We start from the raw sequence: 25,892 nt of genomic DNA, 5'->3' as shown, positions 1-25,892 counted from the left end.
CTTGCTCCCTCCATATAATTTCATAGTAATTCAATAGGTTTAATAAAAATATAAAGGAGCAACTTCCGTTTGTAAAATTGAAAAAATAGAAGCGATGGTTCAAAAAATATGAAGATCTGTACAACGTTCTCCCGCATAGTGGTCCAGCAAAAAACGAATCCATGTTTCCGTTGCCGGATGGCATGCTCCACTCGCAAATCGTCGCAAGATGCCGACGGTCAGTCCATGGCGAAAATCGACAATTGGCAGCGCCACTGTTCCTTCGGGAGGAGGGGTGACGGAGATTTTTGGAACCACCGCGACACCAAGCGCCGCATGAACGTAGTATTTTAGCGCCAACATATTGCTCACTTCGGTTTCATACAATGGTTGAATATCGAGTTCAATCAACTTTTTTTCCAAATGGCGCCGAAATGGGCAAGCAGCGCTTGTCACAAGGAGGCGCTCATAGGCTAAGTCGTGAAGATCGATCGATGAACGTTTGGCCAACGGGTGGGAAGAAGGAACAAGAAGCACGACATCCTCGGAAAACAATGGTTCGAAGCTTGTCCCTGTTAACGATTCCGGAGTTGCGCAAATGGCGATGTCAATGTCTCCACGCTCGGCCATGTCGATAAGCGTTTGGTTGCTATGAATTTGGATATTGAACGAAATAGCAGGGTGCTTGTTCCGGAAAGCGCTCAGCCAGGCAGGCAGACGATAGCTGGCTGTCGGTTCCATTGCTCCGATGCGGATGACGCCTCCTTCGCCCTCGATGCACTCTTTCAAGGTTTTTTGCAAGTGCTCGAAGCTTTTTAGCAAAAACGCTCCTTTTTCGCTGAGCAATCGGCCTGCTTCAGTCAACTGAAACGATTTGCCCCGTTCGATGAGGGTGACGCCGAGCTCGGATTCCAAATTTTTGATATGGGTGGTAACGGTTGATTGTGCATAGTTCAATTCTTCAGCTGCTCGTTGGAAACTACGGTGTTTCACGACCGCTTGAAATGTTCGGATGGTTCGCAAATCCATCTTGTTTCCTCCCCTCGACGTTCTCTTTTTCCCTTATAAAAAAGGCAGATTGTCCGACAGGGGCAATCTGCTTGCACGATAAGGGTGAGTGGGTGAAATCGCTTCTTACAACGAGCTAGAAACAGACAGATGAAGGGCGGAGCCCAATTCTGATAAGCTTTCATCAAGCCGGCGCTTCAATTCTTCAGGCAGCGAGTAGCCCCCTTCCGGAAGACGGGTAACCCATTGATCGACAGCGTAGACGCCGCCCAACAAGTAGCGCGCTCCCAAGGCGGACAGAACAGGTTTCAATCCGTAGTCTATCGCGAGCAAATGGGCAAGGGAGCCGCCGATGAACAACGGAAGGACGACTTTGTGCTGCAATCCCTTTTGCGGCAGCAAATCCAAGTACGCTTTCAATATTCCTGTGTAGGAGGCTTTGAAAACGGGACTGGCAATGATGATGCCATGAGACTTCTCTACTTTTTGGTTGGCGGCTGCAATGGCGGGGCTGTCAAAGCGAGCCCGCACCAAATCATCGGCCGGCAAGTCGGCTACGCGAATTTGTTCGATGGCGAATCCCTTCTGCCGCAAAGCCTGTTCGGCATACTCAATGAGTCCATTGAGGCGGGACGTGGACGATGGGTTTCCGTTGAGAATAACGATATCAGGCATGGCAACACACTCCTCTATAATTCATATAGGAATACTTGGTTTTTCGATATCGTATCACGCAACAGATGATGTGTCAATCGCCTTTTTGCAAATTTCTCCATCTTGTGTGCAAAACGGTGATGGACATCTGTTCGCTAGAATGCGGCACCCGTTTTTCCCCTTCCGTTTGGCGTGCGGCGACTTTGCTGTGAAAGGGATTCCAAATAGTCATGCTTCAAGGTAAACTAAAAAAGGAATGATCAAAAAGGAAGGGGACGCATAGGATGCTTGGAGCCATTGAAGCCGGAGGCACAAAATTTGTCTGCGCCATCGGCGATGAACAAGGGAACATTCATGAGCGGGCGGTGTTTCCGACGACGGCGCCGGAAGAGACGATGGCGCACGTTATCGATTTTTTCCGCCCCCACAACGTGGAGGCGATCGGGATCGGGTCATTCGGCCCGGTTGATTTGCGCCCGGACAGCCCGATGTATGGGTACATTACGAGCACGCCGAAACAGGCGTGGCGAAACTTCGATTTTGTCGGCGCGATAAAGCAACATTTTCCCGTGCCGATCGGCTTTGACACGGATGTCAACGCGGCGGCGCTCGGCGAGCAGCGCTGGGGGGCGGCGCGAGGGCTTGACAGCTGCCTGTACATGACGGTCGGAACGGGTATCGGCGTTGGGGCAATCGTCGAGGGCCGCCTGTTGCATGGGCTGCTTCACCCGGAGATGGGCCACATGTTGGTCCGCCGCCATCCGGATGACGCGTTTGCCGGCATTTGCCCGTATCATGGCGACTGTTTGGAAGGGATGGCGTCTGGCCCCGCGATTGAGCGGCGTTGGGGGAAAAAGGGAGCGGAGTTGGCGGACCGCCGTGAAGTATGGGAGTTGGAAGCCTTTTATCTTGCCCAGGCGATCACCAACTACATCCTCATTTTATCGCCGAAAAAGGTGATCACGGGCGGAGGCGTCATGAAGCAGACGCACGTGTTGCCGCTTGTGCGCCGTCATGTGCAGGAACTGCTCAACGGGTATGTCGAGCACGAGGCGATTTTGCGGCGGATTGATGAGTATATTGTCCTTCCGGGGCTTGGCGACAACGCCGGCATTGCAGGTGCGTTGGCGCTTGCGGCGAGGGCGATCGAATAGCAAGGACGGCCGTTCACCGTCTTCAATCAGGCGGTGGGCCGTTTTTTGTTTGAAGGAAGGGATATTGACCGATTGTTCAACGGAATTAGCAAAAAATCGACCTATTGGTCAAAAAAAATCGTTTTTGAGTTGCGTATCTTTATGACGTTGGTTTATAATTAGTTTGACCATTTGGTCATAAGTGATATGGAGGCGAGGACAATGATCCATGTTCGACGGTTGGTAGAATGGCTGCAACAGCGCGGCGTACGGGTTGATGTCGTGAAACCGCGCGCGCTGCTGCCGTCGTATCGGCAGTGGATGAGGACGAATGGGAAAGGAATGAGTGGCTGCCATGGATGAGCGGCGCGCCCAATTTATTGAGGCGGCGTTGAAATTGTTTGCTGAAAAAGGGTATCACACCACTTCCATTCAAGATTTGGTCGAGGCGTGGGGGATTTCCAAAGGAGCGTTTTATCACCATTTCGCCTCAAAGGAGGAGTTGTTGCTTTCGGTGCTCCGCTACTACAGCGAAAAAATGGTCGCTGATTTCATGGCGGACGGCGGGGAAGGGACGGAAAAAGAGCGGTTTGTCCGCCAGCTGGCGGCCCATTTTTCTCACATTCGCGAGTACAAAGACTTTTTGCGTATGATGATGTCGGAGCAATTGCCGAAAGTCAATCCGGAAGTGGAACGGTATATGTTCCGCCAGCATGGGCGCCTTTTTTTATGGTATTGCACGCGCCTAGCGGAGGTCTATGGCGAGGCGGTTGGTCCGTATGTGTATGATGTGGCCATGATGACGAACGGCATCATCCGGCAATATTTGTTTTACTTCTTTTTTCGCGAGGAGGCGTTTGATGCGGACGAGGCAGCTCGTTTTCTTGTGCGGCGCATTGATGCGATTGTCGCCAGCTTCACGGCTGATGAGCGCCCGCTTTTGACCGAGGAGGCGCTTGCGCCATGGATGGAACTGGAGAAGCGTGAGCGCGAGCGTCAGCGGGAGCGGCTGGCTTCGGCGTTCGCCGCCGTCCGGGAGGCCGCCAATGGACTCAATCCGAAGCAGGGGAACGATGTGCTGGAAGCCATAGCGGCGCTGGAGGAGGAGCTGCTTGGGCGCAATGAGCCGCCGCGCGCCTATATCGTCGAAGCGCTGCTGTTGTATTTGCGGCATCAACAGGCGCCTCAACTGGCGTCGGCTTTGGATGCATTGGTCAAAGAAATGGATGAATACCAACGACAAAACGGATGGGAGAGAGAAGTATGGAAAAAGCGATAGCAGTGCCGACGAGCACTATTCGTCATCGCCCGTTGCTGATCACCGGGCTCATTATTGCGATGCTCTTTGCGGCGTTGGACGGGACGATTGTCGGAACGGCCATGCCGCGCATCGTCGGGGAACTTGGCGGACTCGGTGTCATGACGTGGTTGACAACGGCGTACATGCTCACGTCAACGACGGTCGTGCCGATCGCCGGCAAGCTCGCCGACTTATTGGGCCGGCGGATTGTCTATGTGAGCGGGTTGGTCATTTTTATGGCTGGTTCCGCGCTTTGCGGCATGGCGAACGATATGACCGAGCTCATCATTTACCGCGGCATTCAAGGACTGGGCGGCGGGATTATGATGCCGATGGCCATGGTCGTCATCGGCGACGTCTTTACCGGCAAGGAGCGGGCGAAATGGCAAGGGGTGTTCGGCGGCTTGTACGGCCTTGCTTCGGTGCTGGGCCCGCAAATCGGCGGCTTTATCGTCGACCATTTGAACTGGCGCTGGGTGTTTTACATCAACTTGCCGGTGGGCATTCTCGCCACGGTGCTGATTGCCATGGGGTTAAGCAAATATAAAGCCGAGGGGCCGGTGAAATTTGACATCGCCGGGATGGCGACGTTGACCGTGGGCGTCGTCAGCCTGCTGTTGGGACTGACGTTTGGCGGCGACCGATATCCGTGGGGGTCGTGGCAAATCGTCTCGCTGTTTGCGGCCGCCGTTGTCTTTTTCGCTTTGTTTGTTTGGGCGGAAAAGCGGGCTGAAGAGCCGATCCTTCCGCTTTGGCTGTTTGGCAATCGGACGTTTACGCTGCTCAATGGCATCGGCTTTTTCATGAGCGTCGGCATGTTTGGCGCGATTATGTTTGTGCCGTTTTTCATGCAAGGCATCATCGGCGTGAGCGCCACCCAGTCCGGGACGATCATGACGCCGATGATGATTACGATGATCATCGGCAGCGTCGTTGGCGGCCGTTTGGTGTATCGGATCGGAGTGAAAACGCAACTCGTCGCCGGCATGATCATTATGGCGTCCGCATTCGGGCTCCTTGGCACGATGGATGTCGATACGTCCAAATGGACGGCGACGATGTATATGATTATTCTCGGTCTTGGCACCGGGCTTGTGATGCCGATTTTGACGCTCGCTTTGCAAGAAAGCTTCCCGAAATCAGAGCTTGGCGTCGTGACCTCTTCGAGCCAATTTTTCCGCTCCATTGGCGGGACGTTTGGGATGACAGTGCTTGGCGCCATCATGAACCACCGGTCGAGCGTCTTGCTTGACGAGCGGCTCATGCCAAAGCTTGAAGCGCTGCCGGCGCAGGCGAAAGGGCTTGTCGACCGCTTTGCCGATATGATCCATACCGACCCGCAAGGCTTGTATTCTGTCTTGCTCAGTCCGGAAGCGATGGCGAAAATTCCAGCGCCGCTTCGGGACATGTTCGTGCCGGTGCTGAAGCAGTCGCTTGTCGATTCCCTGCAGGCGGTCTTTTGGTTCGGGCTCGCGTTTATCGCGGTCGGCTTGCTTTTCGTGTTCGGCTTGAAGAGGATCGTCTTGTCCGATCGGGCGGAGGCGATGAAGCCGTTGAAGCAGGGAACCGAGACCGAGTGAAGAAAAGGAAACGGCGGACCGCGCCTTTTCGGCGAGAAGGCGGGCCGCCTTTTTTGTGGGCGGCAACGAACAAAAGAGCGATGAGGCATCCAGAGGTAGGCGTCGGTTTGCTTTTGTGCCGCTCATTTCGCCGGGCGGGTCTCGCATCAACGCGATGCTCGGCGCTTGGCAGCTTCACGGTGACGATCGGCAACGGGCGGCTACGGCGCGCCTGCCTCTGCGCTTTGGCCGAAGACGCGCGAGCGGGTGAGAAAGCGAACGCCTTCCGGGCCTTCGAGGGAAAACATGCCGCCGCGCCCCGGAACGACATCGATGATGAGCTGCGTATGCTTCCAATATTCGTATTGCGCCTTAGCGATGTAAAACGGGCAGCCGCCGATTTCGCCAAGCAACACGTCGGAATCGCCGACGATCAACTCACCGAGCGGGTAGCACATCGGCGAGCTGCCGTCGCAGCAGCCGCCGGATTGATGGAACATGAGCGGGCCGTACTTGGCTTTCAGCTTTTCGATTAACGCTAACGCTGCTTCGGTGGCGATGACTTTCGGTTCTTCAGCCATTGGGTGTCCCTCCTTTGCATTCATGCATTTCGTTTGTTTTCAGTATGGGCGGTCAATCGGCGGCCCGCTGCTTGGCGGAGAACGAGTGAGACAACAGCAGTGTCGTCAAGGCAAAAGAGGGTGTCCCGAACGGAACCGGGACACCTTGTCAACATGGTGGGCTCTTCGCCTCAAAACGGGGAGGCGGTGAAAGAGTGGGTGGGTGAGTATTAGAACAAGCCCAGTTTTTTCGGCGAATAGCTGACGAGCAAGTTTTTCGTTTGTTGGTAATGGTCAAGCATCATTTTGTGCGTTTCGCGGCCGATGCCGGACATTTTGTAGCCGCCGAACGCCGCATGGGCCGGATAGACGTGGTAGCAGTTCGTCCAGACGCGGCCAGCCTGGATGCCGCGGCCGAAGCGGTACGCGGTGTTGATGTCGCGCGTCCAGACGCCGGCGCCAAGGCCGTACAGCGTCTCATTGGCGATCGAAAGCGCTTCGTCATGATCTTTAAACGTCGTGACCGCGAGCACTGGGCCGAAAATTTCTTCTTGGAAAATGCGCATTTTGTTATGCCCTTTGAAAACGGTCGGCTTGACGTAATAGCCGCCGGACAGTTCTCCTTCGAGCATGTTCCGCTCGCCGCCGATCAAAAGTTCGGCGCCTTCTTGTTTGCCGATGTCGATGTATGACAAAATTTTCTCGAGCTGTTCGGAGGAGGCTTGGGCGCCGATCATCGTTTCCGTATCGAGCGGATTGCCTTGCTTGATTTGCTTGACGCGCTCAAGCGCCCGTTCCATAAAGGCGTCGTAAATCGACTCATGGATGAGGGCGCGCGACGGGCATGTGCACACTTCGCCTTGGTTCAGAGCGAACATCGTAAACCCTTCAAGCGCCTTATCGAGAAACTCGTCATCTTTGTCCATCACATCAGCGAAGAAAATGTTCGGGGACTTGCCGCCAAGTTCCAATGTGACCGGCACGATGTTTTGCGAGGCGTATTGCATGATGAGCCGTCCGGTCGTCGTTTCGCCGGTGAATGCCACTTTCGCCACACGCGGGTTCGAGGCGAGCGGCTTGCCGGCTTCCAAGCCAAAGCCGTTGACGATGTTGACGACGCCAGGTGGGAGTAAATCTTCGATGAGTTCGATGAGAACGAGGATCGACGTCGGCGTTTGCTCCGCCGGTTTCAACACGACGCAGTTGCCGGCCGCGAGCGCTGGCGCGAGTTTCCAGGCCGCCATTAAAATCGGGAAGTTCCATGGGATGATTTGTCCAACGACGCCGAGCGGTTCTTTGAAATGATAGGCGACTGTGTCGTGATCGATTTCTGAAATCGTGCCTTCTTGCGCGCGGATGCAGCTGGCAAAATAGCGGAAATGGTCGATGGCAAGCGGAATGTCAGCCGCGAGCGTCTCGCGGATCGGCTTGCCGTTTTCCCACGTTTCGGCGACGGCCAGCATTTCCAAATGTTCTTCCATCCGATCGGCGATTTTGTTCAGCAAACGGGCGCGCTCCGCTGGAGACGTGCGTCCCCATGCGTCTTTGGCCGCATGGGCGGCGTCAAGCGCCAGTTCGATGTCCGCCGCTTTCGAGCGCGGCACTTCGCAATACGGCTGTCCGGTGATGGGCGTGATATTTTCGAAATACTCGCCGTCGACCGGCGGCACCCATTTGCCGCCAATGAAGTTTTCGTAGCGCTTTTTAAATGTGACAAGCGCGCCTGGCTGGCCTGGTTGTGCGTAGATCATCCCCGATTCCTCCTCCATTTGAGTTTTTTGTATTCGCTTACAAAGGAAAGAATATTATAAAAATTCTTTCCAATGAATACAATATCATGACTGAACAATACTGTCAAATCGAAAATGTCCATGCAGCCGTATAGATGGTGATGAGAAGAGGCGCCCCGTTGCGTTTGGGGCGCCCTTGGTTGGCTTCAAGGACTTGAATCGACGGTTCGGCCATCAATCGACTTCCAAGCCTTCCAGCCAGCGGCTTGCGTAGACGCTGCAAAGATGGTGGAACACTTCGATCGCCTCGTTCGGGTCAGCTGCAAAAAAGGTGCTGGCGGCCGTTTCGTTTTCTTCGCGGACGAACTCAAGCAAAAAGTCGGTGGCGATCCGGTTGAACAAAAGAAGCGCGCCGTAGGAGCGCTCAAGCTGGCGTTTCCGCTCGAGCGGGTCATCGATGGACAAAAACGGACGCTCATAGCGGGCCGTCATCTCTGACAGCCGGCGCTGGATCTTGCGCTGGGCGTCCGTGAGCATCGCCTCGATCGTCTGTGGCGATAGAAAGGTTTGCTCGCGCAGCATATAGCCCCAAATTTGCTTGAGCGCATGGGCCGATTCGCTCGCAAACGCGATGTTGCCGAGCAGATCGGCAACGTATTGCTCGTCGTCATCAGTTTGAATGCGCAGCTTCATAATGATTTCGAGCACATCGGAATGAATTTTTTCTTTCTGCCATGATTTCGTCAGCTCATGAAGCAAGACGGAAAGCGAGCGTGCCAATTCTTCTTTCGTCATGATCAGCCAGTCCTTTCCCAGCAACATCATTCTCTTTCACATTGTATCATGACGGCTGTCTGGATAAAGCAGATCCGTTATGTTTCCGAATTGACGGAGGAAAACGGCGGTTTGAGCGAAGATTGGGATCCATCGTTTCATCTCTATTTCGCGCAGGAGACTCCCACTTCAACGACCAAAGGGAGTAAGTGGAGAGGAATGCGCGTTCCCCCCTTTCTTTTGTGGTATGATAGAATAAAGACGTGGAGAAAACCGTTCAATAAAGGCACTCCCATAACGGCTGCTCGATGGATGGAGTTGGTTGCAGGAAACGTTGCAACCGTCAAACATCGAGCGTAGGTCTGTCTGTTGTGTGTGGAAGCCAAGTACTGCCAACAGACACTCCCATCTCCAAATGTTCACTTCGACACGGTTCGGTTGGTCAAAGGTCATCCGGAAAAAAGGAAGGGGGAGATAAAGATGAAACCGGTTCGTTTGCGCGGCCATCATTTGCTTTGTGTGCACGGATTTCGCGGCATGGGCTACAGCCCGTCGTTCGTGGAAAAAATGTGGGAGATCGTGGCCCGCATTCGCGATGAACACGACGATTTCCCGATTGAAGTCGTCGCGGCGCTCGATGAGGCGTGCCTCGCCTGCCCGCATCATGGGGAGACAACGTGTGAAGCCGGCCCAAATTCCGATGCCCACGTCCGTTCACTTGACGGAAACGTCATTCGCCATTTAGGCTTGGAGCCAGGCAACGTGTATTGGAAGTCCGAACTGATTCGGCGGACGGCGGAACGGGTCAAGCCGGATGATTTGGACGAGTTATGCCGCGACTGCTCGTGGCTGCCGTACGGCGTCTGCAAAGAAGGAATCGCCAACGTCCGCCGCGGCAATGTGGCGCAAACGTGAGAAGTGATTTGCGGAAAAAGAATCGAAGGACGATGGGAACACGGCGCTGCGCTGAGCCGTCATTCGTTTGTCAAGGCGGGGGGCCTGTTGCAGCGGCATCTGTATATATAGATGCAACGAAGAAGTTTAACATATCCTTGACGGAAAAGCGGTTTGTCCATTTTCGACTGTCGAGGGCAAGCCTGTAGCTTGGAAGACCGAACAACCATCCGCTTCACAGACCCATACTGGGGCTGAAAGCGGCGTTGTTCGGTCGCTCGACAGTCGATCCAATGCTCGGTAAAAGCTTCAAATGGTAAAGCTTCAAATGGCATCTATATGTTTTGAAAAGAGTCATGGCCGGCGATGGCGGTGTTTTGGGACGTTCGCGGAAATTTCTAAAAAATGAATAGTTCCATGGGCGGAAAAATGTGATATGATAAACAATTATAGAGACTTTCGACAGAAAGGGTCATGAACGATGAAAGTAGCTAAATTCGGTGGAAGTTCGGTGGCGAGCGCCGCGCAATTCCGTAAAGTGGCCGACATCGTCAGCTCGGATATCGAGCGCCGCATCGTCGTCGTGTCGGCGCCGGGGAAACGGTACAAAGACGATGTGAAAGTGACCGATATGCTCATCCAGCTGGCCGAACAAGTTGTGGCTGGCGAGCCGCATGAGGAAACAATGGAAGCGATCGTGAAGCGGTATGCTGACATTGCCAATGAGCTGGGGCTGGAAGCCGACGGCTTTTTGGCCGAGCTTGTCGATGACTTGCAGTCGAAAATCAGCGCCTATCGAAGCGAGCCGCCTCGGTTGTTTGACGCCATGAAAGCGAGCGGCGAAGACCATAACGCAAGGCTCATGGCGCTCTATTTGCAAGATTGCGGGCTTGAGGCGAGCTACGTCAGCCCGCTTGAAGCCGGCATCATCGTCACCGATGAGCCGGGCAACGCCCAAGTGTTGCCGGAGTCGTACGACAAACTGAAGCAGCTGCGCGAACGGCGCGGCGTTTTGGTCATCCCAGGATTTTTCGGCTATTCCCGATCGGGCCATATCGTCACGTTCCCGCGCGGCGGGTCGGATATTACGGGCTCGATCGTCGCCGCGGGCGTCAAAGCGGACGTGTACGAAAACTTTACCGACGTCGATTCGATTTATTGCGTCAACCCGTCGATCGTCGCCGATGCCCGCAAGCTGAAAGAAATCACGTACCGCGAGATGCGTGAACTGTCGTATTCCGGATTTTCCGTCTTTCATGACGAGGCGCTCGAGCCGGTCTATCGCGCCGGCATTCCCGTTTGCGTAAAAAACACAAACAACCCGGCCGCTCCAGGCACGTGGATCGTCGCCAAGCGCAATCATATCGACGAACCAGTCGCCGGCATTGCAAGCGACACTGGCTTTTGCAGCATCAACATCAGCAAATACTTAATGAACCGTGAGATTGGCTTTGGCCGGCGCGTGCTGCAAATTTTAGAAGACGAAGGCATCTCCTACGAACATACGCCGTCCGGCATCGACAACATGTCGGTCATCTTGCGGGCGGATCAGCTCGCGGACGGAAAAGATGAGCGCATCCTCGCCCGCATCCGCGAGGAGCTTGCCGTCGATGAGGTGACGATTGAGTACGGCTTGGCGCTCATTATGGTCGTCGGCGAAGGAATGGAAAAAACGATCGGGATGGCGGCGAAAGCCACGACTGCGCTCGCCAACGCCAACATCAACTTGGAGATGATCAACCAAGGTTCGTCCGAAGTGAGCATGATGTTCGGCGTCAAAGAAGAAGTCGTCAACGAGGCGGTTCGCGCCTTGTACAACGCCTACTTCCAACAGGCAACCGTAAGCCACCTTTCCTAACGCGAAACAGGCGTCCGAAACTCGGGCGCCTGTTCTTATGTACCGAGAAGCCCCCGCTTTCACGCGATCAGCCGAAGGGGGGAATGAATCAGCGTCTTCCATCATGGATGTCCCCCAACGCCGCTCAAAATATCTTGAAAGAAGGACTTCGTTGGAACAGCCAAGTCACAGGGACAGACGGGGATGGTCTGGCTGGCAGTCTGCCTTATGGCAGGTGTCCCCGAGAATCTCCCATCTCTAAGCGTTTGCGTAGGTGGGAGAGCGTTCAAGCGCTCTAGGCCGAGCTTTCTTCTTTTTTCGCTCGTTGGCGTACATAAGAGCGGCATGTTCGGAAAATACTACCAATGTACGTCAAAGAAAGCGGAAGGGAGGAAGAACGAATGCGGCAATGGCTAGGAATGGCCGTGCTTGTCGCTGTTTTCGCTTCGTTTCCGGCTGGAGCGGCGGCCATCAGCCGAAGCGAGCTTGAGCAGTACGCTGAGAGCGTCGGCTGGACAGTGAGCGACCTGTTGGCTTATTTGGATCAATACGGCTTGACAGCCGCCGATTTTCGCACCATGGATGAGATGAAACAATGGCTCGGCACACCCATCACTGACGAGCGGCTTCATGCCGTTCTGCGCCGGCACGGGCTGACGGTTGAGGAGCTCGAGGCGCTGCTTGGCCAGTTTGGCGAAACGGTGCAAGACTACACATTTGTCGAAGACTTAGACCGGGCCATCCGTTTTTACTCGCAGCACAACGCCGCCATGCAGCAAATCAACGACTTGCTTGGGGCGCTCGGGATGACGGAACAAGAAGTGCGCGCCCTCACCCGCCATATTGCCTCGCTTGACGACCCGCAGTTAGCTGGGCGGCTGGCGGCGCTTCGTGAGCGGCTGCGCCCGTTTGCGGAGACGGAAGGGCCGTGGACGGAAACAGAGCGCCGCAAACTGCGGGCGATGTGGGAAGAGGGGCTTCGCCTGCTTGAGCTTAAGGCGGACGTGCCGGACATCAAGACGGCCGGAGCGAAGCCCATCCATGTTCGCTTGTACACCCGCCAAGGCGAGAAGGTCGCCGATATCGCCATAACGCGGGAGATGTTGACATCGGGCTACATCGTCCGCGCGGGGGAGAAAGGCATTGACGCGGGGCTGCTCGCTGTAGAGATGAAAGGAAAGATGTATGGGGAAAAACTGCCGGAGACGGCGTCGCCGTATTTGACCTATACGTTGGCCGGACTGATGCTCGCTTCCGCCGGGTTCCTTCTTTACCGGCGGGTCAGGCGGCTGAAAGGGTGAAGGAACGTGAACGGCAAGCCCGCGCGGGTTTCGTGGGGGCGCCGGGCCGCCCAATGGGCGGCGCTTTGGGCGATCGTCATCGGAGCGGCGATGGCCGGTTGGAACGGCTATTGGTACACCGTCGGCTGGATGGCGGTCAAGCGGGATGCTCCTGCGCCTTCCTCACCGCCGGCCGCAAGCCTTCCAGCGGAACGTTCGGCGCAAAAAGACGCACCGCTTGGCGTCTACCTTGGTGAACTCGCCATCCCAAAGCTCGGGGCGGCGATTCCCGTGTATGAAGGCGTCCGCGAACAAGAATTGCGCCGAGGTGTCGGCCATTATCCAGCGAGCGATTGGCCGGGGGGACGAGGGCATGTCGTGCTATCCGGGCACCGCGATACTGTGTTCCGCCGCTTTGGCGAGCTTGAGATCGGCGATGCGCTTATCATTCGGACGGATCGCGCCGCCATCCATTACCGCATCGTCAACATCCGCATCGTCGATGACGACGACCGGACCGTTTTGGTCGAGAAAGCGCGCCCAACGCTGACGGTGACAACGTGCTACCCGTTTCGCCTCATCGGCCGCGCTCCGAAGCGCTGCATCGTCACCGCCCGCCCGGTTCGGGTTGATGCCCTGGCGTTTCCAAGAGGATGATCCACTTGCCTGCAGGAAGGCAAACAAAAAGGCTGGAAAGTGCGCTCTCCAGCCTTTTACCTTTTCCGTTCCTGCGGCGCCTTGGCATCGATTCGCTCATGCATTTGCTGGCGAAACTCTTGAAGCAGCGCCTCGCCTTGCAGCCCTTTCTTGACAAGGCCGGCCAGCACGACTTCCGCCAAATGGGTGCGCCGCGGGATCATCAGCCCTTCCATCAAGACGCTAATGTGGCCGTTCATTTTCGTGATCGAACGGACGGCGACGAGCATGTTGGCCGGATCGTTGCTCGTGTGGGTGATCGTCACTTGCAGTTGAAACTCTGGACGCCGCTGCAAGTTCACAAACATTGGCTCATAGTCGTCATCCAAATACGCCTCCACGAGCCAGCGGTTTTGCCCGTCTTCTTTGTTGATGATCAACCCGTCAATAAACGGGATGTCTTGGCGGTGCATGTCGTCGTCGATGACCGAGAGCCCGACAAGCTTGAACGTTTTCATCTCGTCCACCTCGTTACCGTTGTCTTATCCAAGATTATAGCACAGGCGGACGAGGGAAGAAAAACGGGATGCCGCCCCTCCTGCTGAAAAACGATCTGCATATTTTCCGTCGGATGGCAAAAACGCCATTTTGCCCCGCCATTGTCGACGAAGATTTCGCCTTTTTCGCTGAATTGTATCCATAGAGTGCGCCAAAAAATGCAAAAATCGCGATTTTACGACCCAAAACGAGATTCGTTATCATAAAGGTGCGGTGGAGGAAAGGGGGGATGCGCCAACACATGATCAACCAAGTCGTGTTGGTCGGCCGGTTGACGAAAGATCCCGAGCTTCGCTACACGGCCGAAGGGGCTGCCGTCGCGACTGTCACGCTGGCGGTGGCGAGAAATTTCCGCAACGCGGAAGGGGGGATTGACGCCGATTTCGTTCCATGCGTTTTATGGCGGAAAACAGCGGAACATACCGCCAATTATTGCCGAAAAGGATCGATGGTGGCGGTGACGGGGAGAATCCAAACGCGCCGCTACGATAAAAAAGACGGTCAACGCGTCTATGTCACCGAAGTCGTCGCGGAGTCCGTCCAATTTCTCCACTCCGGAAAGAAACCAGAATGGCCGGAGCACGTATAGTCGTTTCCCCATACATGCCTTTCAAAGCGAATCCCCAAGAGAAAGAACGTGTCCCCAAACACTCCCCAACGGATGGCGCTAGCACGTCGTTGTTAGCGCTTTTTTTCAGCATGAGGGGAGCTACATGAGCTCGGAGCACTCTTTTACGATCGTCACGATCATCGTTTCGACATGTTTTCGCTTTTTATCCGGCAGCTTCGCGAGCGTGTACACCGCTTCGCTCATCTCTTGGTTATGAAGCAAGTAGTCCAACGCCGCGAGCACCGTTTCGTGCACGTCCGCCGTTCCGTATATGTCTGTCACTTCGCGCAACAGCTCGCGTTGGCGCGTTTCGCCGCCAAGCAAAAAATCGGCGCTGACGTCAAACAACTGGCAGAGCTTCTCAAGCGACTGCACATCCGGAAGCAAGCTGCCGTTTTCCCATTTGCTGATTTGCGAACGCGATACATTCAGTTGCTCGGCCAGCTCTTCCTGTGTCCAGCGCCGTTCTTTTCGCAATCGTTTGAGCGTTTCCCCAAGGTTTGTCATCGTTTGTCACCACGCTTTTCATCATTACTCTTTAAAGATAGAAAAGCGCGGAGGTAATGGTTGTTCCTTTTTGGACCATTTATTTCTTCGTTTCCAAATTAGAACATATTTGTCGATTATTCTGTCGTTCGGCCTCTTTTTTGCCCAGGAAGCACATAGTACAATTAGTTAAAAATGGGAAATTTATAAGCAAAAAGAGGGGGTCAAGGTGAACATCTATCTTGCCGATTTTGTCATTTGTGAACGAAACGGGCAGAAGCATACGCAAAAACTGTACCATATCTATATTAAGGAAATGAAAAATCCGTTTTCCGTTCGGCTGAAAACGATCGCCCCGGCCAGTTTCACCGATTCGCTGCGCTCGCTGAAAAACGAAGGTGGACGGATGCGTTTTGCATCGGAAGGCGAGGCGCTGTTTCGCACGATCACGTGCTCGTCCGAAGCTCAGCTCTATTTTGTGTTTAAATGCACGAGCCAGTTGTACATGTTCATCGTCAAGCTCGACCTTCGCCAAAAAAAGTTTACCGTCGCCCTCTACGAGTGGAACGAACCGAAGCAAAAATACATCCCGATCCGCGTTGACGAATGGCTGGCGATGGAAAAACAGCTCATTTATGAAGTGCTGCAGTCGATTTACCTTGTCGATGATCGGCGTGTGTCGCACTTGTTCGCCAATCTGTCGCGTCCGAAACGGGGAACACCCCATTCCGGTTCATGATCTTCTTTCTTCTCCCAATGGAAAAAAGCATTTCCTTTCATGGCTTTCATACGATATACTGAAAATATAGAACATTGCCGCGCCTCATCTTGAACATCCACTAAGGACAAGACGACAACAAACGAAAGGGGCGGCGAAGGGAGAGGACGCGTCCGTGAAACCGAATCACGCCTTCTTTGCCGCTGCCATGGTTTCGTCCTTTTTTCTTGCCCCGGATGACAGCCAGGCGGCGGAATGGAAAAAAGGCATGAGTTCCCCCGAGATTGCACAAATCCAGCAGCGTTTAAAGGAACAAGGCTTTTTTACATACCCGAAAGCGACCGGCTACTTTGGCGCCATTACCGAAGAAGCGGTCAAGGCGTTCCAACGGGCGATGAACTTGCCAGCGACCGGCATCGTCGATGACCCCACCTACGCGAAGCTCAAAAGCGCGCCTGCGTCAAACGACACGCTCGCCATCGGTTCCCGCGGCGCGGCCGTCAGTGATTTGCAACGCCGGCTGAAACAGCTCGGCTATTTTCGCTATCCGCAAATCACCGGCTACTACGGCGCGGTGACGGCCGATGCGGTGAAGCAGTTTCAACGGGCGAACGGACTTCCCGCCACCGGCCGGGCGGACCGGGCGACGCTTGAGCGGCTGAAGCAAAAAGAAGAAGGTTCCTCGCCCTCACCGTCTGCGGCGCTGACCGTTGGGGCGCGCGGCGACGAAGTCCGCGAGCTGCAGCAACAGCTCAAACAACTCGGCTACTTTACGTATTCGGACATCACCGGCTACTATGGGGTGCTGACGGCCGACGCCATCCGCCGCTTTCAACGCGACAACGGCCTGCCAGTGACCGGCGCGGTCGACAACCAAACCGCTGCCCTCCTTGCGAGCGCAGTAAAAGCGAAAACACCCCCGCCTGCACCGATCGAGCGCGAGCGCCTGGCGGTTCGCCTCTCAATCGGCGCGCTCGGCGAAGACGTCAAGCGCATTCAGACAAAGCTGAAAGAGCTCGGCTACTTCTACACGGCCATCACCGGCTACTACGGCACTGCCACCGCCGATGCCGTCCGCCGTTTCCAACAAGCGGCCAAACTCCCAGCGACCGGCATTGTTGACGGCGAAACATACGAGCGCCTGATCGGACAAGCCCCTGCGGCGAAGCTGGACGTCATCGAACTCGTCGCCGATGCGGCTGAGCTGCTCGGCGTCCCGTACGTTTGGGGCGGCGAGACGCCGGAAGAGGGATTTGACTGCAGCGGGTTCATTTTTTACCTTTTCCAGCAACAAGGCGTCCCTATCCCGCGCACCGTCGCCTTGATGTGGAATGCAGGCGTATCGGTTTCCGCCCCGGAAGTCGGCGACATCGTCTTTTTCGCCACGACCACGAATAGCCCGTCGCACGCCGGCATCTATATCGGCAACGGCCAGTTCATTCATAGCGGCGCTTCGACCGGCGTGACGACGAGCCGCCTCGACCAACCGTATTGGAAACAGCGGTACTTGGGGGCGAAGCGGTTCTTTTAGCATGCTATATAGATGCAACGAAGAAGTTTACCATATCCTTGACGGAAAAGCGGTTTATCCCTTTTCGACTGTCGCAGGCAAGCCTGTGGCTTGCCTCCGTCACGCCTTGGCGTGACGGAGGACCGAACAACCGCCTGCTTCACAGACTCATATATGTGTCTGTGAAGCGGCGTTGTTCGGTCGCCCGACAGTCGATCAAACGCCCGCTAAAAGCTGCAAATGGTAAAGCTTCAAATTGCATCTATATAGAACGACACCGATGACCAAAATGAGGAGGAAAACGAAGATGAAACATGCATTCCAAATGGCAGCCGCCATCTGCCTCGCCGCCGCCATCGCCCTCGGAGGAAATGGGCAAACGGTTGACGCCGCCGTCCAATGGGGGCAAGTCCAATGGAAACAAGGCATGATCGGCAAAGTCGTCATTTTGCGCGACACGCCCCTATACCGCTTGAACGGAGCAGCATGGCAGTCCGCCATGACGGCGAAACAAGGGCGCGAGTATCGCGCCTACAGCCAAAAACGGGCAGGCGGCGCCGTCTATTACAGCCTCGGCGGCGGACTGTATGCCAAACAAGGGGATGCCATCCAATACGTGCCGTTCACCAAAGACGAACTTCTCGCCCTTGTCGCCCGCTCATTGAAAGGGCAATACATTCTTCAGGCAGGAAATGAATCCGTCCCGTTCGTCATTGAGCGGCAAAAAGGAAATCGTCTGTTCGGCTGGTATTTATACGGCCAAAATATGTCATTGCCGCTTGAAGGCCGCATCGACGGCGCCGCGGTGACACTCTCCATTTATTTCAACGACAATGCCGAAGCGATCGCCGACTCGATCTCTTACTTAAAAGCGTACAACGTGCCGAAGGAAGAGATCGAAAAAATCGCCGAACAGCTCGCCAACAGCGGCGATTACGCCATGCAGCTGCAATTTTCCATCACGAACAGCCCGGAACAATTCGCAGGACAGTTCCGCTTTCTCGATTTGTACCTGAATGACCGCTATGACGTCGTCAAAATGACGCTTGGCCAACCGATGGACGTCACGGTGAAGAAAAACGATTGATGTTTTTGCACAAAATGTTTGCCAACCAAAACCATCAAACTGCCAAAATATTGTTCTAAATTTCTGTTACAGGCATATTCATATCAATGTCGCCATCGATGGCAATAATTTCAATGGCATATTCTCTAAAAAATTTGTATTTAGGACTAGAATTTAGAAGAAAAATGTATTATTATAGGAGACGTAGAGCATTGAGGAATTATGCTCAAGTGCTAGCAACAGATGCTAGGCTTTCTAATCAGCCCAGCATCTAGCCGTCAAGGATGATATTGGTTGATGTTAGCACCTTTTAGGCAATGAATCTACTAAACGGCAGCCGTTTAGGATCATTGTCTTAAAGTTTCATAAAAATGAAGGGGGATTTTAGGCTTTATGGACAAAAAGAAAGCAGTCAAACTCGCCACAGCCAGCGCTGTAGCAGCGAGCGCTTTCGTCGCAGCCAACCCGCATGCTTCCCAAGCAGCCACGGACGTGGCGACGGTCGTCAGCCAAGCGAAAGCGCAATTTAAAGCAGCGTATTATGCGTACAGCCACACGGTAACGGAAACGGGCAAACTCCCGAACATCAGCGACGTATATGCCGCCTACAACAAAGCGAAACAAGCGTATGCAAACGCGGTTGCTGTCGTGAACAAAGCCGGCGGCGCGAAAAAAGACGCGTATTTGGCTGACTTGCAAGCTACATACGAAACGTATGTATTCAAAGCCAACCCGAAATCGGGCGAAGCGCGCGTGGCTACGTACATCGACGCTTACAACTACGCAGTCAAGCTTGACGGTCTGCGTCAAGATCTGGCGAAAGCTGTCGAAGCAAAAGACTTGAAAAAGGCAGAAGAGCTCTACCACAAAATTTCGTACGAGCTCAAAACGCGCACGGTCATCCTCGACCGCGTATACGGCCAAACGACGCGCGAACTGCTTCGCTCGCAATTCAAAGCCGAAGCGCAAAAACTGCGCGACAGCTTAGTTTACGACATCACGGTTTCGATGAAAGCGCGTGAAGCGCAAGACGCCGTCAAAGCCGGCAACTTGGACAAAGCGAAAGCTGCGCTTGACCAAGTCAACCAATATGTATCGAAAGTAACCGATGCGTTCAAAGCTGAACTGCAAAAAGCAGCACAAGAAGCCAATGCGGCGTATGAAGCGGCGTTGCCTCCAAAAGTGGAAAGCGTAACAGCTGTTAACGCAAAAACATTGGAAATCAAGTTTAACAAAGCGGTTGATGCCGCAACAGTAATCGACAACAAAGGCACAAGCGACACGTCCGATGACGTCGTGAAAACAACCGCCATCACGCTCACGGCGATTGATGGCCAAGGAACGGTTTCCACCGTGAAGGCATCGTTGAGCGATGATAAGAAAACGTTAAAATTAGTGGCTGATGGCGCTCAATTTTTCACGAAACGCTATGTTGTCGACATTAAAAACGTCAAGACATTGGACGGCAAAGATGTGCCTGCCTACACGACGACGATTGACACGACTGATTCGGTAAGACCGAGCGTTCTGTCGTCTTCTTACGCGGATAACGGCTTGACGCTGAAAGTGAAGTTCTCTGAACCGCTTGCCAGCGTAGGAACAGTCAAACTGTACGACGGAACAACTGAAATTTCGGTTTCTCCGAAGTTCACGGCTGGCGACGATGAAATGACAATCAACCTTGCATCTTCGTCTGTGCCGGTTAATAAAGATCTGACGTTGAAAATCTTCGGTGCTGTCGATTACAACGGTAATGTGATCAATCCAAACCCAGCTGAATTGACAGTCAAGAAGACAACGGTTGATACAACGAAACCAGTCGTTCAAAGCATCGAAGCCGTCAACACGAAAACCGTCAAAGTGACATTCAGCGAAAAACTGTTGAGCGCTCCGACCATCAAAATCGGTGGCCAAACAGCTTCTGTTTCGGTTGATTCAACCGGCTTAGTCTACACGGCAACGTTGGCTTCTGCTTTGTCGGAAGGTGTGTATGCAGTTGAGGTGAGTGATTATAAGGACTTAGCGGGCAATGCTGGGGATGCATACACGAAAGTTGTTCAATTGAAAGCCGATAACACAGCACCGAAATTCGTCAGTAGCCAAGTCGTGAAAATTGACGGTGTTGAGCACCTTGTGTTGACATTTGACGAAGAGGTCACGACTGGCAGCAACATTACAGTCGTTCAATCGAGCGATAAGTATATTGACGAAAACAATGTACTTAAGGCTGTCGGCGCAGATTTGAAAACAACTAGCGACAATTTCAAATTATATCTGCCGACAGACGGAAAATCGAAATCGGTTGCTTTGAGCATTTCTTCCTTGCCAAAAGGCACATACACCGTGACGCTGCCGAACGGTTTAGTAAGCGATTTGGCTGGCAACCCATATGCCGAGCGTAAACAAATTACGTTCGTTCGCGGCTCTGACAGCTTAACGACGAAGCCAGCTCTTGATACAGCCTACGATGATAATGGTGTGAAAGCGGACAACAACAACGAATTAGTATTTGCGTTCACACAAAACTTGGACGCTTCTGCATTGAACCTGTCCAACTTCAACATCAACGGTTTGACCGTCACGAAAGCAGTCTTTGATGGAGATACGAAACATATCCGCGTGACGCTCGCACCCGGGGCAAATACGTGGACAGGCACGCACGTCATTACGATCAGCAACATTAAGAATACGTCTGGGCTCGTTATGGATACCGTGACCGTAAATGAATACATGAAAGAAAACGTGGCTCCGACGTTCACAGCGACCTTAACCAGCGCAGACGTCATCCGTGTCGACTTCAGCGAACCGGTGGCAAATGCGATGATCAGCAATCCGCTTTCTGTTAACAACTTTACCGTAAAAGTTGATGGACAATCAGCTACTGTATTAGGGGTCTATGAAGATAGTGGCGCTCAAAATGCGGTTAGTTTACCAAAAGGATATAAAACTATTTATCTCAAACTGAAAAACCCAGTAACAGATCTGTCTAAGCCAATCACCTTGTCGGCGACAGGCATTGTAGATGTAGATCAAACGGGTGGTATTAGTTCGAATAATGTAGTTGGCAACCCAGTTTCTGATGCTGTTGTAAACGTGGCAAAATAAGGATGGAGTGTATAGCAATGTAGCAACCCTCCCATGAAAGTGGTGAACTCACTTTCATGGGAGGGTCTTTTGTGATATTTTTTCGTTTATCACCACAACATGCACCTTACACACAAGCAAGATGCTTTCTTGTGCCGCACATGTATCCAAAATATCGATTTGTTGATATTGCTTTATAGTGCAAAATGTACTAGAATTTACAAATAGGAGGTTGTCGATTTTTGCAGAATGAGGAGAATTTACTCATGCATGGAAAATGGGACCGATACGTGTTTCTTAGTTTGCTAGTTTTGATTTTATCGGGAATCAGCTATGCTCACTGGAAAGGCCAACAACAGGACGAGCAGTTTCTAAAAGACTATACTGAGTATCAACAGGCGATTCAGTTGATGCAACAGGGACGGGCAGAGCAGGCTTTGCCGTTATTGCGGTCGTTGCTGGGCAAATACCCGGATCGTTACAACATCATGCGCACACTTGGTTTGGCGTATGCGATGAAAAATGATTTTCAGAAGGCTGCTTTTTATTACGAAAAAGCGATTAGAAAAAGGCCGTTCTTGCAACAGGATCCGATTTTCACGTTGCAATTTGGCGAGATTCTGTATTACAACGGTGAGTATGCGAAAGCTAAAGCATACTTGGAGCAAAGCAAACAACTGCCTGGATCAGAAACGTATCATGCTAGAATCGATGAACTGTTGTCTCAAATCCAGCATCAAAAATCATCATAAGGTGAGAAGCGAACATGTCTGATTGGTATAAGTATTTAAATATTGAACGTGATGAACATGAGGACCAACTGGATATGGAACGGGTCGATGCGATATTGTTTTGGGGGCTGGCATTCATTGTACTGGCCATTCCATTGATCGTTAGAGTGCATATTGGCGACTTTATCAGCCCGTCCATTACGGAAGCGGATATTTTGGATACGGGAAAGAAAGCAGATGTATTTACTTATTACAAACACATTTTATTGCTAATTTCCACTGCATGTTTAAGTCTATTATTTATATATAAGGTTGCTGTACTGAGGCACTCTATACCAAAAACAAAAATAAACATATCGTTGGCTTTGTTAGCGATCTTTATTACTTTGTCGGCTGTTTTTGCGCCTTATAAGACGCTTGCCCTTTATGGGATGTATGATAGAAACGAGGGAACAATTACTTACCTTTGCTATTTAATGTTGTTTTTTATCGCTGCGAATATTCATTATACAGAGAAGAGGCTAAAATGGGCGTTATATTGCCTATACCCGTTTGTCATGATTAACACTTTGTTAGGTATTGTTAATTTTTATGGTTATAACGTACTCGAGTTAAACTGGGTGAAAAAATTGCTTTACTCAAATCTTCCCCAAGGCGCAAAGTTGACGGAAGGTTCGCGGTTAATTGCAACCATTAACCACGGAAACTATGTAAGTGGGATTTCGGCTGTTCTTACGACCCTTTTCTTCACTTGGGCATTATTAGATAAAAATAAGATCAGAAGTATCGTAAATTTTGTGATGTCTTTACTATGTTTTGCCATGTTGTTAAGTTCGCTTTCGGTTAGTGGATTTCTTACATTGACTCTTATTCTTCCGATTGTCTTTTTATTTGTCTTTAAATCGATATATAAGCGTAAATTTGCAGTTACTTTTGCCACTTTTTTAGTCGGAGCAGCATGTGTTTATGTTGTAATGGTAAATCATAATCCGAAAGTATGGGATGAAACGTTTGGGTTTTTTATAAAAAGCAATCCGTTTGCAGAAGCTCGTGCTGTAGTCGATGAATTGCAGCAAGCTTTTGATGCAAGTCATGTATATGCGGAAACAGGATCGAATCAAGAAAATAAGGAGTATCAACTTCCACAACTTCCTGAATCAGGAGTTGGTCCTGGATCGGGACGTTTATACATATGGAAAAAAACGTGGGAACTTATTCAGTATCGTCCATTATTTGGATACGGTCTTGATACACTTCCTTACTTTTTCCCACAGGATGATCCTGAAAAGCAAGCCAATATCGAGACATATACTGTTATAGTCGATAAGCCGCATAACATGTACATCGGTATTGCTTACGGAGCTGGTGTGATTGCCCTGCTTGCGTTTGTTGCTTTCATTGTCAACATTGGGCTATTGACAATAAAACGTTTTATCAGTACGAAATTAGTTGATGATAAACAAGCTATTTTTGCAAGCGTCGCTATCGCTTGTGGTGCGTATCTCATTCAGGCGCTATTTAACGACTCTATCATCGGTACAGCCGTAATATTCTGGATATTGCTTGGATTGTTAGTCTCTTTCCTTATACAAAATAAGCAGGAAAAAGTGAGTTGATTTTAAATGGAGATGCCATTGGTTTCGATTGTGGTTGCTCCTTATTTCCCACGCGTTGAGTTTTTTGAAAAGCAGCTGCAAAGCTTAAATGATCAAACGGAAGAAAACATCAATAATTTGTGATGATAATGCCGATGAAGAATGGCTCTTCACCACAACCTATGCTTGAAATTTTAGATAAAAGGTTACCACTTTCCTAATAAATGAATTTATATGTTTTGATAGATAAACGTGCGAGTCGCTTTATTTTCCGAGAATGTCAAGCATGTTTTATGGTGAGGAGCTTTTAATCTTTTCAGTATAAGTAAAGCTTTCTATTAACTGATTAATTGTTTCGACATAACTAAAATCCATCAATGTACAAAATGGTATTGCGCCAGCTTAGAACGGCTAAAATCTGCATGCCGAAAAGTTAAAACAGTTCTATATAATTCATTTAGTCTATTCTCTCCTGTTTACGCTCAAGAAAGACGCGAAGATATTAAGCACAATCTTATCGTATATAAAACGAAATGTTAATTGCCTATATGTTATAGACGAAGGTTTAAAACAGGTTATACTCTATGAAAATACAAATCTTACATTAAATTTAAGGAGATAAACTGTAGTATGAAAGTTTATTTGAATAATTTCTTGAAATTTAGGTTCTTGCTCTTTGAACTAGTTATTAATGATATTAAAGTTAAATATAGAAGATCTGTTTTAGGAGTTTTATGGAGTGTTCTTCATCCTTTGATGATGATGATGGTCCTTACTGCTGTATTTTCTTCATTATTTAAAAGTGATATTCCGCATTTTGCAGTTTATGTACTTACAGGAAGAATCATTTGGGATTTGTACTCACAAGCTACCATGTTTTCTATGAGTTCGATAGTAAATAACGCTGCTTTAATAAAGAAAGTATATGTTCCAAAATATATATTTCCTTTGGCGAAGAGTTTCTCTTCTCTAGTAAACACTATCTTTTCACTAATAGCTTTAGTGATTGTTATGGTTATTAGTGGTGTCAAGGTGAATTTCAACATACTATTTTTTCCTTTACCACTTATGTATACTTTTATGTTTGCTACTGGAGTAGGGTTAATATTGTCAGCCTACGCTGTATTTTTTCGAGATTTAAATTATCTTTATGAAGTCTTGTTAACAGCATGGATGTACTTTACTCCATTATTCTATCCTATTAGTATTATTCCGAAAGAAATCCAATTTATATTACAAATGAACCCTTTATATCATATGTTAAATATGTTTAGGGAAATTACAATATATGGTCAAACACCTAGCTTGGTAAGTAATTTATTATGCTTTTTAATTGGTGCTTCAAGTTTATTTGTAGGATTTATCGTTTTTTATAAGAAACAAGATAAGTTTATCTTGTATATATAGGTTGGAGGCTTTTATGACTCAGGATTATATTATTGAAATTGATAATGTTTCAATGATATTCAATTTAAGTAGTGAAAAGATAGATAATATTAAGGAATATTTTTTAAAATTTATAAAGGGTCAACTTTTTTTTGAAAGATTTATAGCCCTAGATAATATATCTTTTAAAGTTAAGAGAGGGGAAGTTTTTGGTATAGTAGGGTTAAATGGCGCTGGAAAGAGTACTTTACTTAAGATAATTGCTGGTGTTCTTAAACCTACAACTGGGAAAGTTTATGTAAATGGTAGTATGGCTCCACTGATTGAGTTGGGGGCAGGTTTTAATTTTGATCTTACTGGTAGAGAGAACATTTTTCTTAATGGAGCTGTTCTCGGGTATTCAAGAGCATTTATGAATGAAAAATTTGACGATATTTTAAAATTCTCGGAGTTAGAGGATTTTATTGATGTTCCCTTAAAAAATTATTCTTCTGGTATGATTGCGAGACTGGCATTTTCTATTGCCACTGTAGTTAATCCGGACATTCTAATAGTGGATGAAACGTTAGCAGTAGGAGATTATAAGTTTCAAGAAAAATGTAAAAATAGAATTGAAGAACTTTTAACAACAACTGGTACTACTGTACTACTTGTTTCTCATTCTTCAAACCAAATTGAAGAATTATGTGATAGAGTACTTTGGTTGGAAAAAGGAAAAATGAAAATGTTAGGAAATGTTAAAGATGTCATGAATCAATATAACTCCTACTATTAGGTTTTCATTTGATTTCGAAATGAGGTATT

General features: G+C 50.5%; 24 protein-coding genes. 17 read left to right on the top strand and 7 right to left on the bottom strand.

The annotated features are described in order from the left end of the window. Window positions 1-99: 99 nt before the first annotated feature. The gene (locus QWV57_RS16450) at window positions 100-1,008 is read right to left on the bottom strand and encodes a LysR family transcriptional regulator (protein WP_015375913.1); all 909 of its coding nucleotides are present in this window, start codon (window positions 1,006-1,008) and stop codon (window positions 100-102) included. Window positions 1,009-1,113: 105 nt separating this feature from the next. Then, complete coding sequence (ssuE, locus tag QWV57_RS16445; protein ID WP_015375912.1) at window positions 1,114-1,662, bottom strand: NADPH-dependent FMN reductase; 549 nt, start codon at window positions 1,660-1,662, stop codon at window positions 1,114-1,116. Between the two features lie 263 nt (window positions 1,663-1,925). Here ssuE and QWV57_RS16440 point away from each other — a divergent pair, with 263 nt between their 5' ends. The 4 genes from QWV57_RS16440 (at window position 1,926) to QWV57_RS16425 (ending at window position 5,654) form a co-directional block, all read left to right on the top strand. Next, entirely contained in the window at window positions 1,926-2,795 is an 870-nt protein-coding gene (locus tag QWV57_RS16440; RefSeq protein WP_301100119.1) for an ROK family protein, read from the top strand. Between the two features lie 201 nt (window positions 2,796-2,996). Next, on the top strand, window positions 2,997-3,137 hold the full coding sequence (locus tag QWV57_RS16435) for a hypothetical protein (RefSeq protein ID WP_033005884.1): 141 nt from the start codon (window positions 2,997-2,999) through the stop codon (window positions 3,135-3,137). Then, on the top strand, window positions 3,130-4,053 hold the full coding sequence (locus tag QWV57_RS16430) for a TetR/AcrR family transcriptional regulator (protein ID WP_033005882.1): 924 nt from the start codon (window positions 3,130-3,132) through the stop codon (window positions 4,051-4,053). Before QWV57_RS16435 ends, QWV57_RS16430 begins: the two co-directional genes overlap by 8 nt. Continuing rightward, window positions 4,038-5,654: an MDR family MFS transporter gene (locus tag QWV57_RS16425; protein WP_081132689.1), complete on the top strand. Its 1,617-nt coding sequence runs from the start codon at window positions 4,038-4,040 to the stop codon at window positions 5,652-5,654. The genes QWV57_RS16430 and QWV57_RS16425 overlap by 16 nt, the downstream gene beginning before the upstream one ends. A gap of 200 nt (window positions 5,655-5,854) precedes the next feature. Here the strand turns inward: QWV57_RS16425 and QWV57_RS16420 are convergent, their stop codons facing one another. From QWV57_RS16420 to QWV57_RS16410, 3 genes are all read right to left on the bottom strand, one after another. Continuing rightward, window positions 5,855-6,214, bottom strand: a complete 360-nt coding sequence (locus tag QWV57_RS16420) for a DUF779 domain-containing protein (RefSeq protein ID WP_033006606.1) — start codon at window positions 6,212-6,214, stop codon at window positions 5,855-5,857. A gap of 209 nt (window positions 6,215-6,423) precedes the next feature. Next, entirely contained in the window at window positions 6,424-7,944 is a 1,521-nt protein-coding gene (adh, locus tag QWV57_RS16415) for an aldehyde dehydrogenase (RefSeq protein WP_081132690.1), read from the bottom strand. 213 nt (window positions 7,945-8,157) lie between these two features. Further along, on the bottom strand, window positions 8,158-8,745 hold the full coding sequence (locus tag QWV57_RS16410) for a hypothetical protein (RefSeq protein WP_033006607.1): 588 nt from the start codon (window positions 8,743-8,745) through the stop codon (window positions 8,158-8,160). 432 nt (window positions 8,746-9,177) lie between these two features. Here QWV57_RS16410 and QWV57_RS16405 point away from each other — a divergent pair, with 432 nt between their 5' ends. The 4 genes from QWV57_RS16405 (at window position 9,178) to srtD (ending at window position 13,365) form a co-directional block, all read left to right on the top strand. Beyond that, the gene (locus tag QWV57_RS16405) at window positions 9,178-9,612 is read left to right on the top strand and encodes a DUF1284 domain-containing protein (RefSeq protein ID WP_011232666.1); all 435 of its coding nucleotides are present in this window, start codon (window positions 9,178-9,180) and stop codon (window positions 9,610-9,612) included. Window positions 9,613-10,072: 460 nt separating this feature from the next. Then, complete coding sequence (locus QWV57_RS16400; protein ID WP_301100117.1) at window positions 10,073-11,449, top strand: aspartate kinase; 1,377 nt, start codon at window positions 10,073-10,075, stop codon at window positions 11,447-11,449. 380 nt (window positions 11,450-11,829) lie between these two features. Continuing rightward, entirely contained in the window at window positions 11,830-12,729 is a 900-nt protein-coding gene (locus QWV57_RS16395; protein WP_095860023.1) for a processed acidic surface protein, read from the top strand. 6 nt (window positions 12,730-12,735) lie between these two features. Beyond that, window positions 12,736-13,365 (top strand): class D sortase, LPxTATN-specific, encoded by a 630-nt coding sequence (gene srtD / locus QWV57_RS16390; protein WP_081132693.1) that lies wholly within the window; start codon window positions 12,736-12,738, stop codon window positions 13,363-13,365. Between the two features lie 56 nt (window positions 13,366-13,421). Here srtD and QWV57_RS16385 read toward each other — a convergent pair whose 3' ends face one another. Beyond that, window positions 13,422-13,862: a YwpF-like family protein gene (locus tag QWV57_RS16385; RefSeq protein WP_021322699.1), complete on the bottom strand. Its 441-nt coding sequence runs from the start codon at window positions 13,860-13,862 to the stop codon at window positions 13,422-13,424. 269 nt (window positions 13,863-14,131) lie between these two features. On the opposite strand from QWV57_RS16385, the gene ssb reads away from it, so the two are divergent. Continuing rightward, on the top strand, window positions 14,132-14,491 hold the full coding sequence (ssb, locus tag QWV57_RS16380; RefSeq protein WP_011232661.1) for a single-stranded DNA-binding protein: 360 nt from the start codon (window positions 14,132-14,134) through the stop codon (window positions 14,489-14,491). A gap of 120 nt (window positions 14,492-14,611) precedes the next feature. Here the strand turns inward: ssb and QWV57_RS16375 are convergent, their stop codons facing one another. Further along, on the bottom strand, window positions 14,612-15,019 hold the full coding sequence (locus QWV57_RS16375; RefSeq protein WP_301100115.1) for a helix-turn-helix domain-containing protein: 408 nt from the start codon (window positions 15,017-15,019) through the stop codon (window positions 14,612-14,614). Between the two features lie 208 nt (window positions 15,020-15,227). Between QWV57_RS16375 and QWV57_RS16370 the strand changes: the two genes are divergently transcribed. The 8 genes from QWV57_RS16370 (at window position 15,228) to QWV57_RS16335 (ending at window position 25,863) form a co-directional block, all read left to right on the top strand. Then, window positions 15,228-15,737 carry a hypothetical protein gene (locus tag QWV57_RS16370; RefSeq protein ID WP_020754055.1) on the top strand — a complete coding sequence of 170 codons (510 nt, stop codon included), beginning with the start codon at window positions 15,228-15,230 and terminating at the stop codon, window positions 15,735-15,737. Between the two features lie 154 nt (window positions 15,738-15,891). After that, a complete protein-coding gene (locus QWV57_RS16365; protein ID WP_301100114.1) occupies window positions 15,892-17,247 on the top strand; it encodes a C40 family peptidase in 1,356 nt (451 codons plus the stop codon). Window positions 17,248-17,533: 286 nt separating this feature from the next. Beyond that, entirely contained in the window at window positions 17,534-18,313 is a 780-nt protein-coding gene (locus QWV57_RS16360) for a hypothetical protein (protein WP_015375897.1), read from the top strand. A gap of 372 nt (window positions 18,314-18,685) precedes the next feature. Continuing rightward, window positions 18,686-21,397, top strand: coding sequence for an S-layer protein (locus QWV57_RS16355; protein ID WP_301100113.1), 2,712 nt, complete (start codon window positions 18,686-18,688; stop codon window positions 21,395-21,397). Between the two features lie 245 nt (window positions 21,398-21,642). Beyond that, a complete protein-coding gene (locus QWV57_RS16350) occupies window positions 21,643-22,128 on the top strand; it encodes a tetratricopeptide repeat protein (protein WP_055358117.1) in 486 nt (161 codons plus the stop codon). Between the two features lie 14 nt (window positions 22,129-22,142). Next, entirely contained in the window at window positions 22,143-23,723 is a 1,581-nt protein-coding gene (locus tag QWV57_RS16345) for an O-antigen ligase family protein (RefSeq protein WP_301100112.1), read from the top strand. Between the two features lie 609 nt (window positions 23,724-24,332). Continuing rightward, entirely contained in the window at window positions 24,333-25,109 is a 777-nt protein-coding gene (locus QWV57_RS16340; RefSeq protein WP_301100111.1) for an ABC transporter permease, read from the top strand. A 13-nt stretch (window positions 25,110-25,122) separates the two neighbouring features. Then, a complete protein-coding gene (locus QWV57_RS16335) occupies window positions 25,123-25,863 on the top strand; it encodes an ABC transporter ATP-binding protein (protein ID WP_301100110.1) in 741 nt (246 codons plus the stop codon). Window positions 25,864-25,892 lie beyond the last annotated feature (29 nt).

The organism is Geobacillus zalihae, assembly GCF_030414215.1.
Lineage (GTDB): Bacteria > Bacillota > Bacilli > Bacillales > Anoxybacillaceae > Geobacillus > Geobacillus zalihae.
Note: the sequence above shows the minus strand (reverse complement) of the source record. Positions and strands in the feature narration are given on the sequence as shown.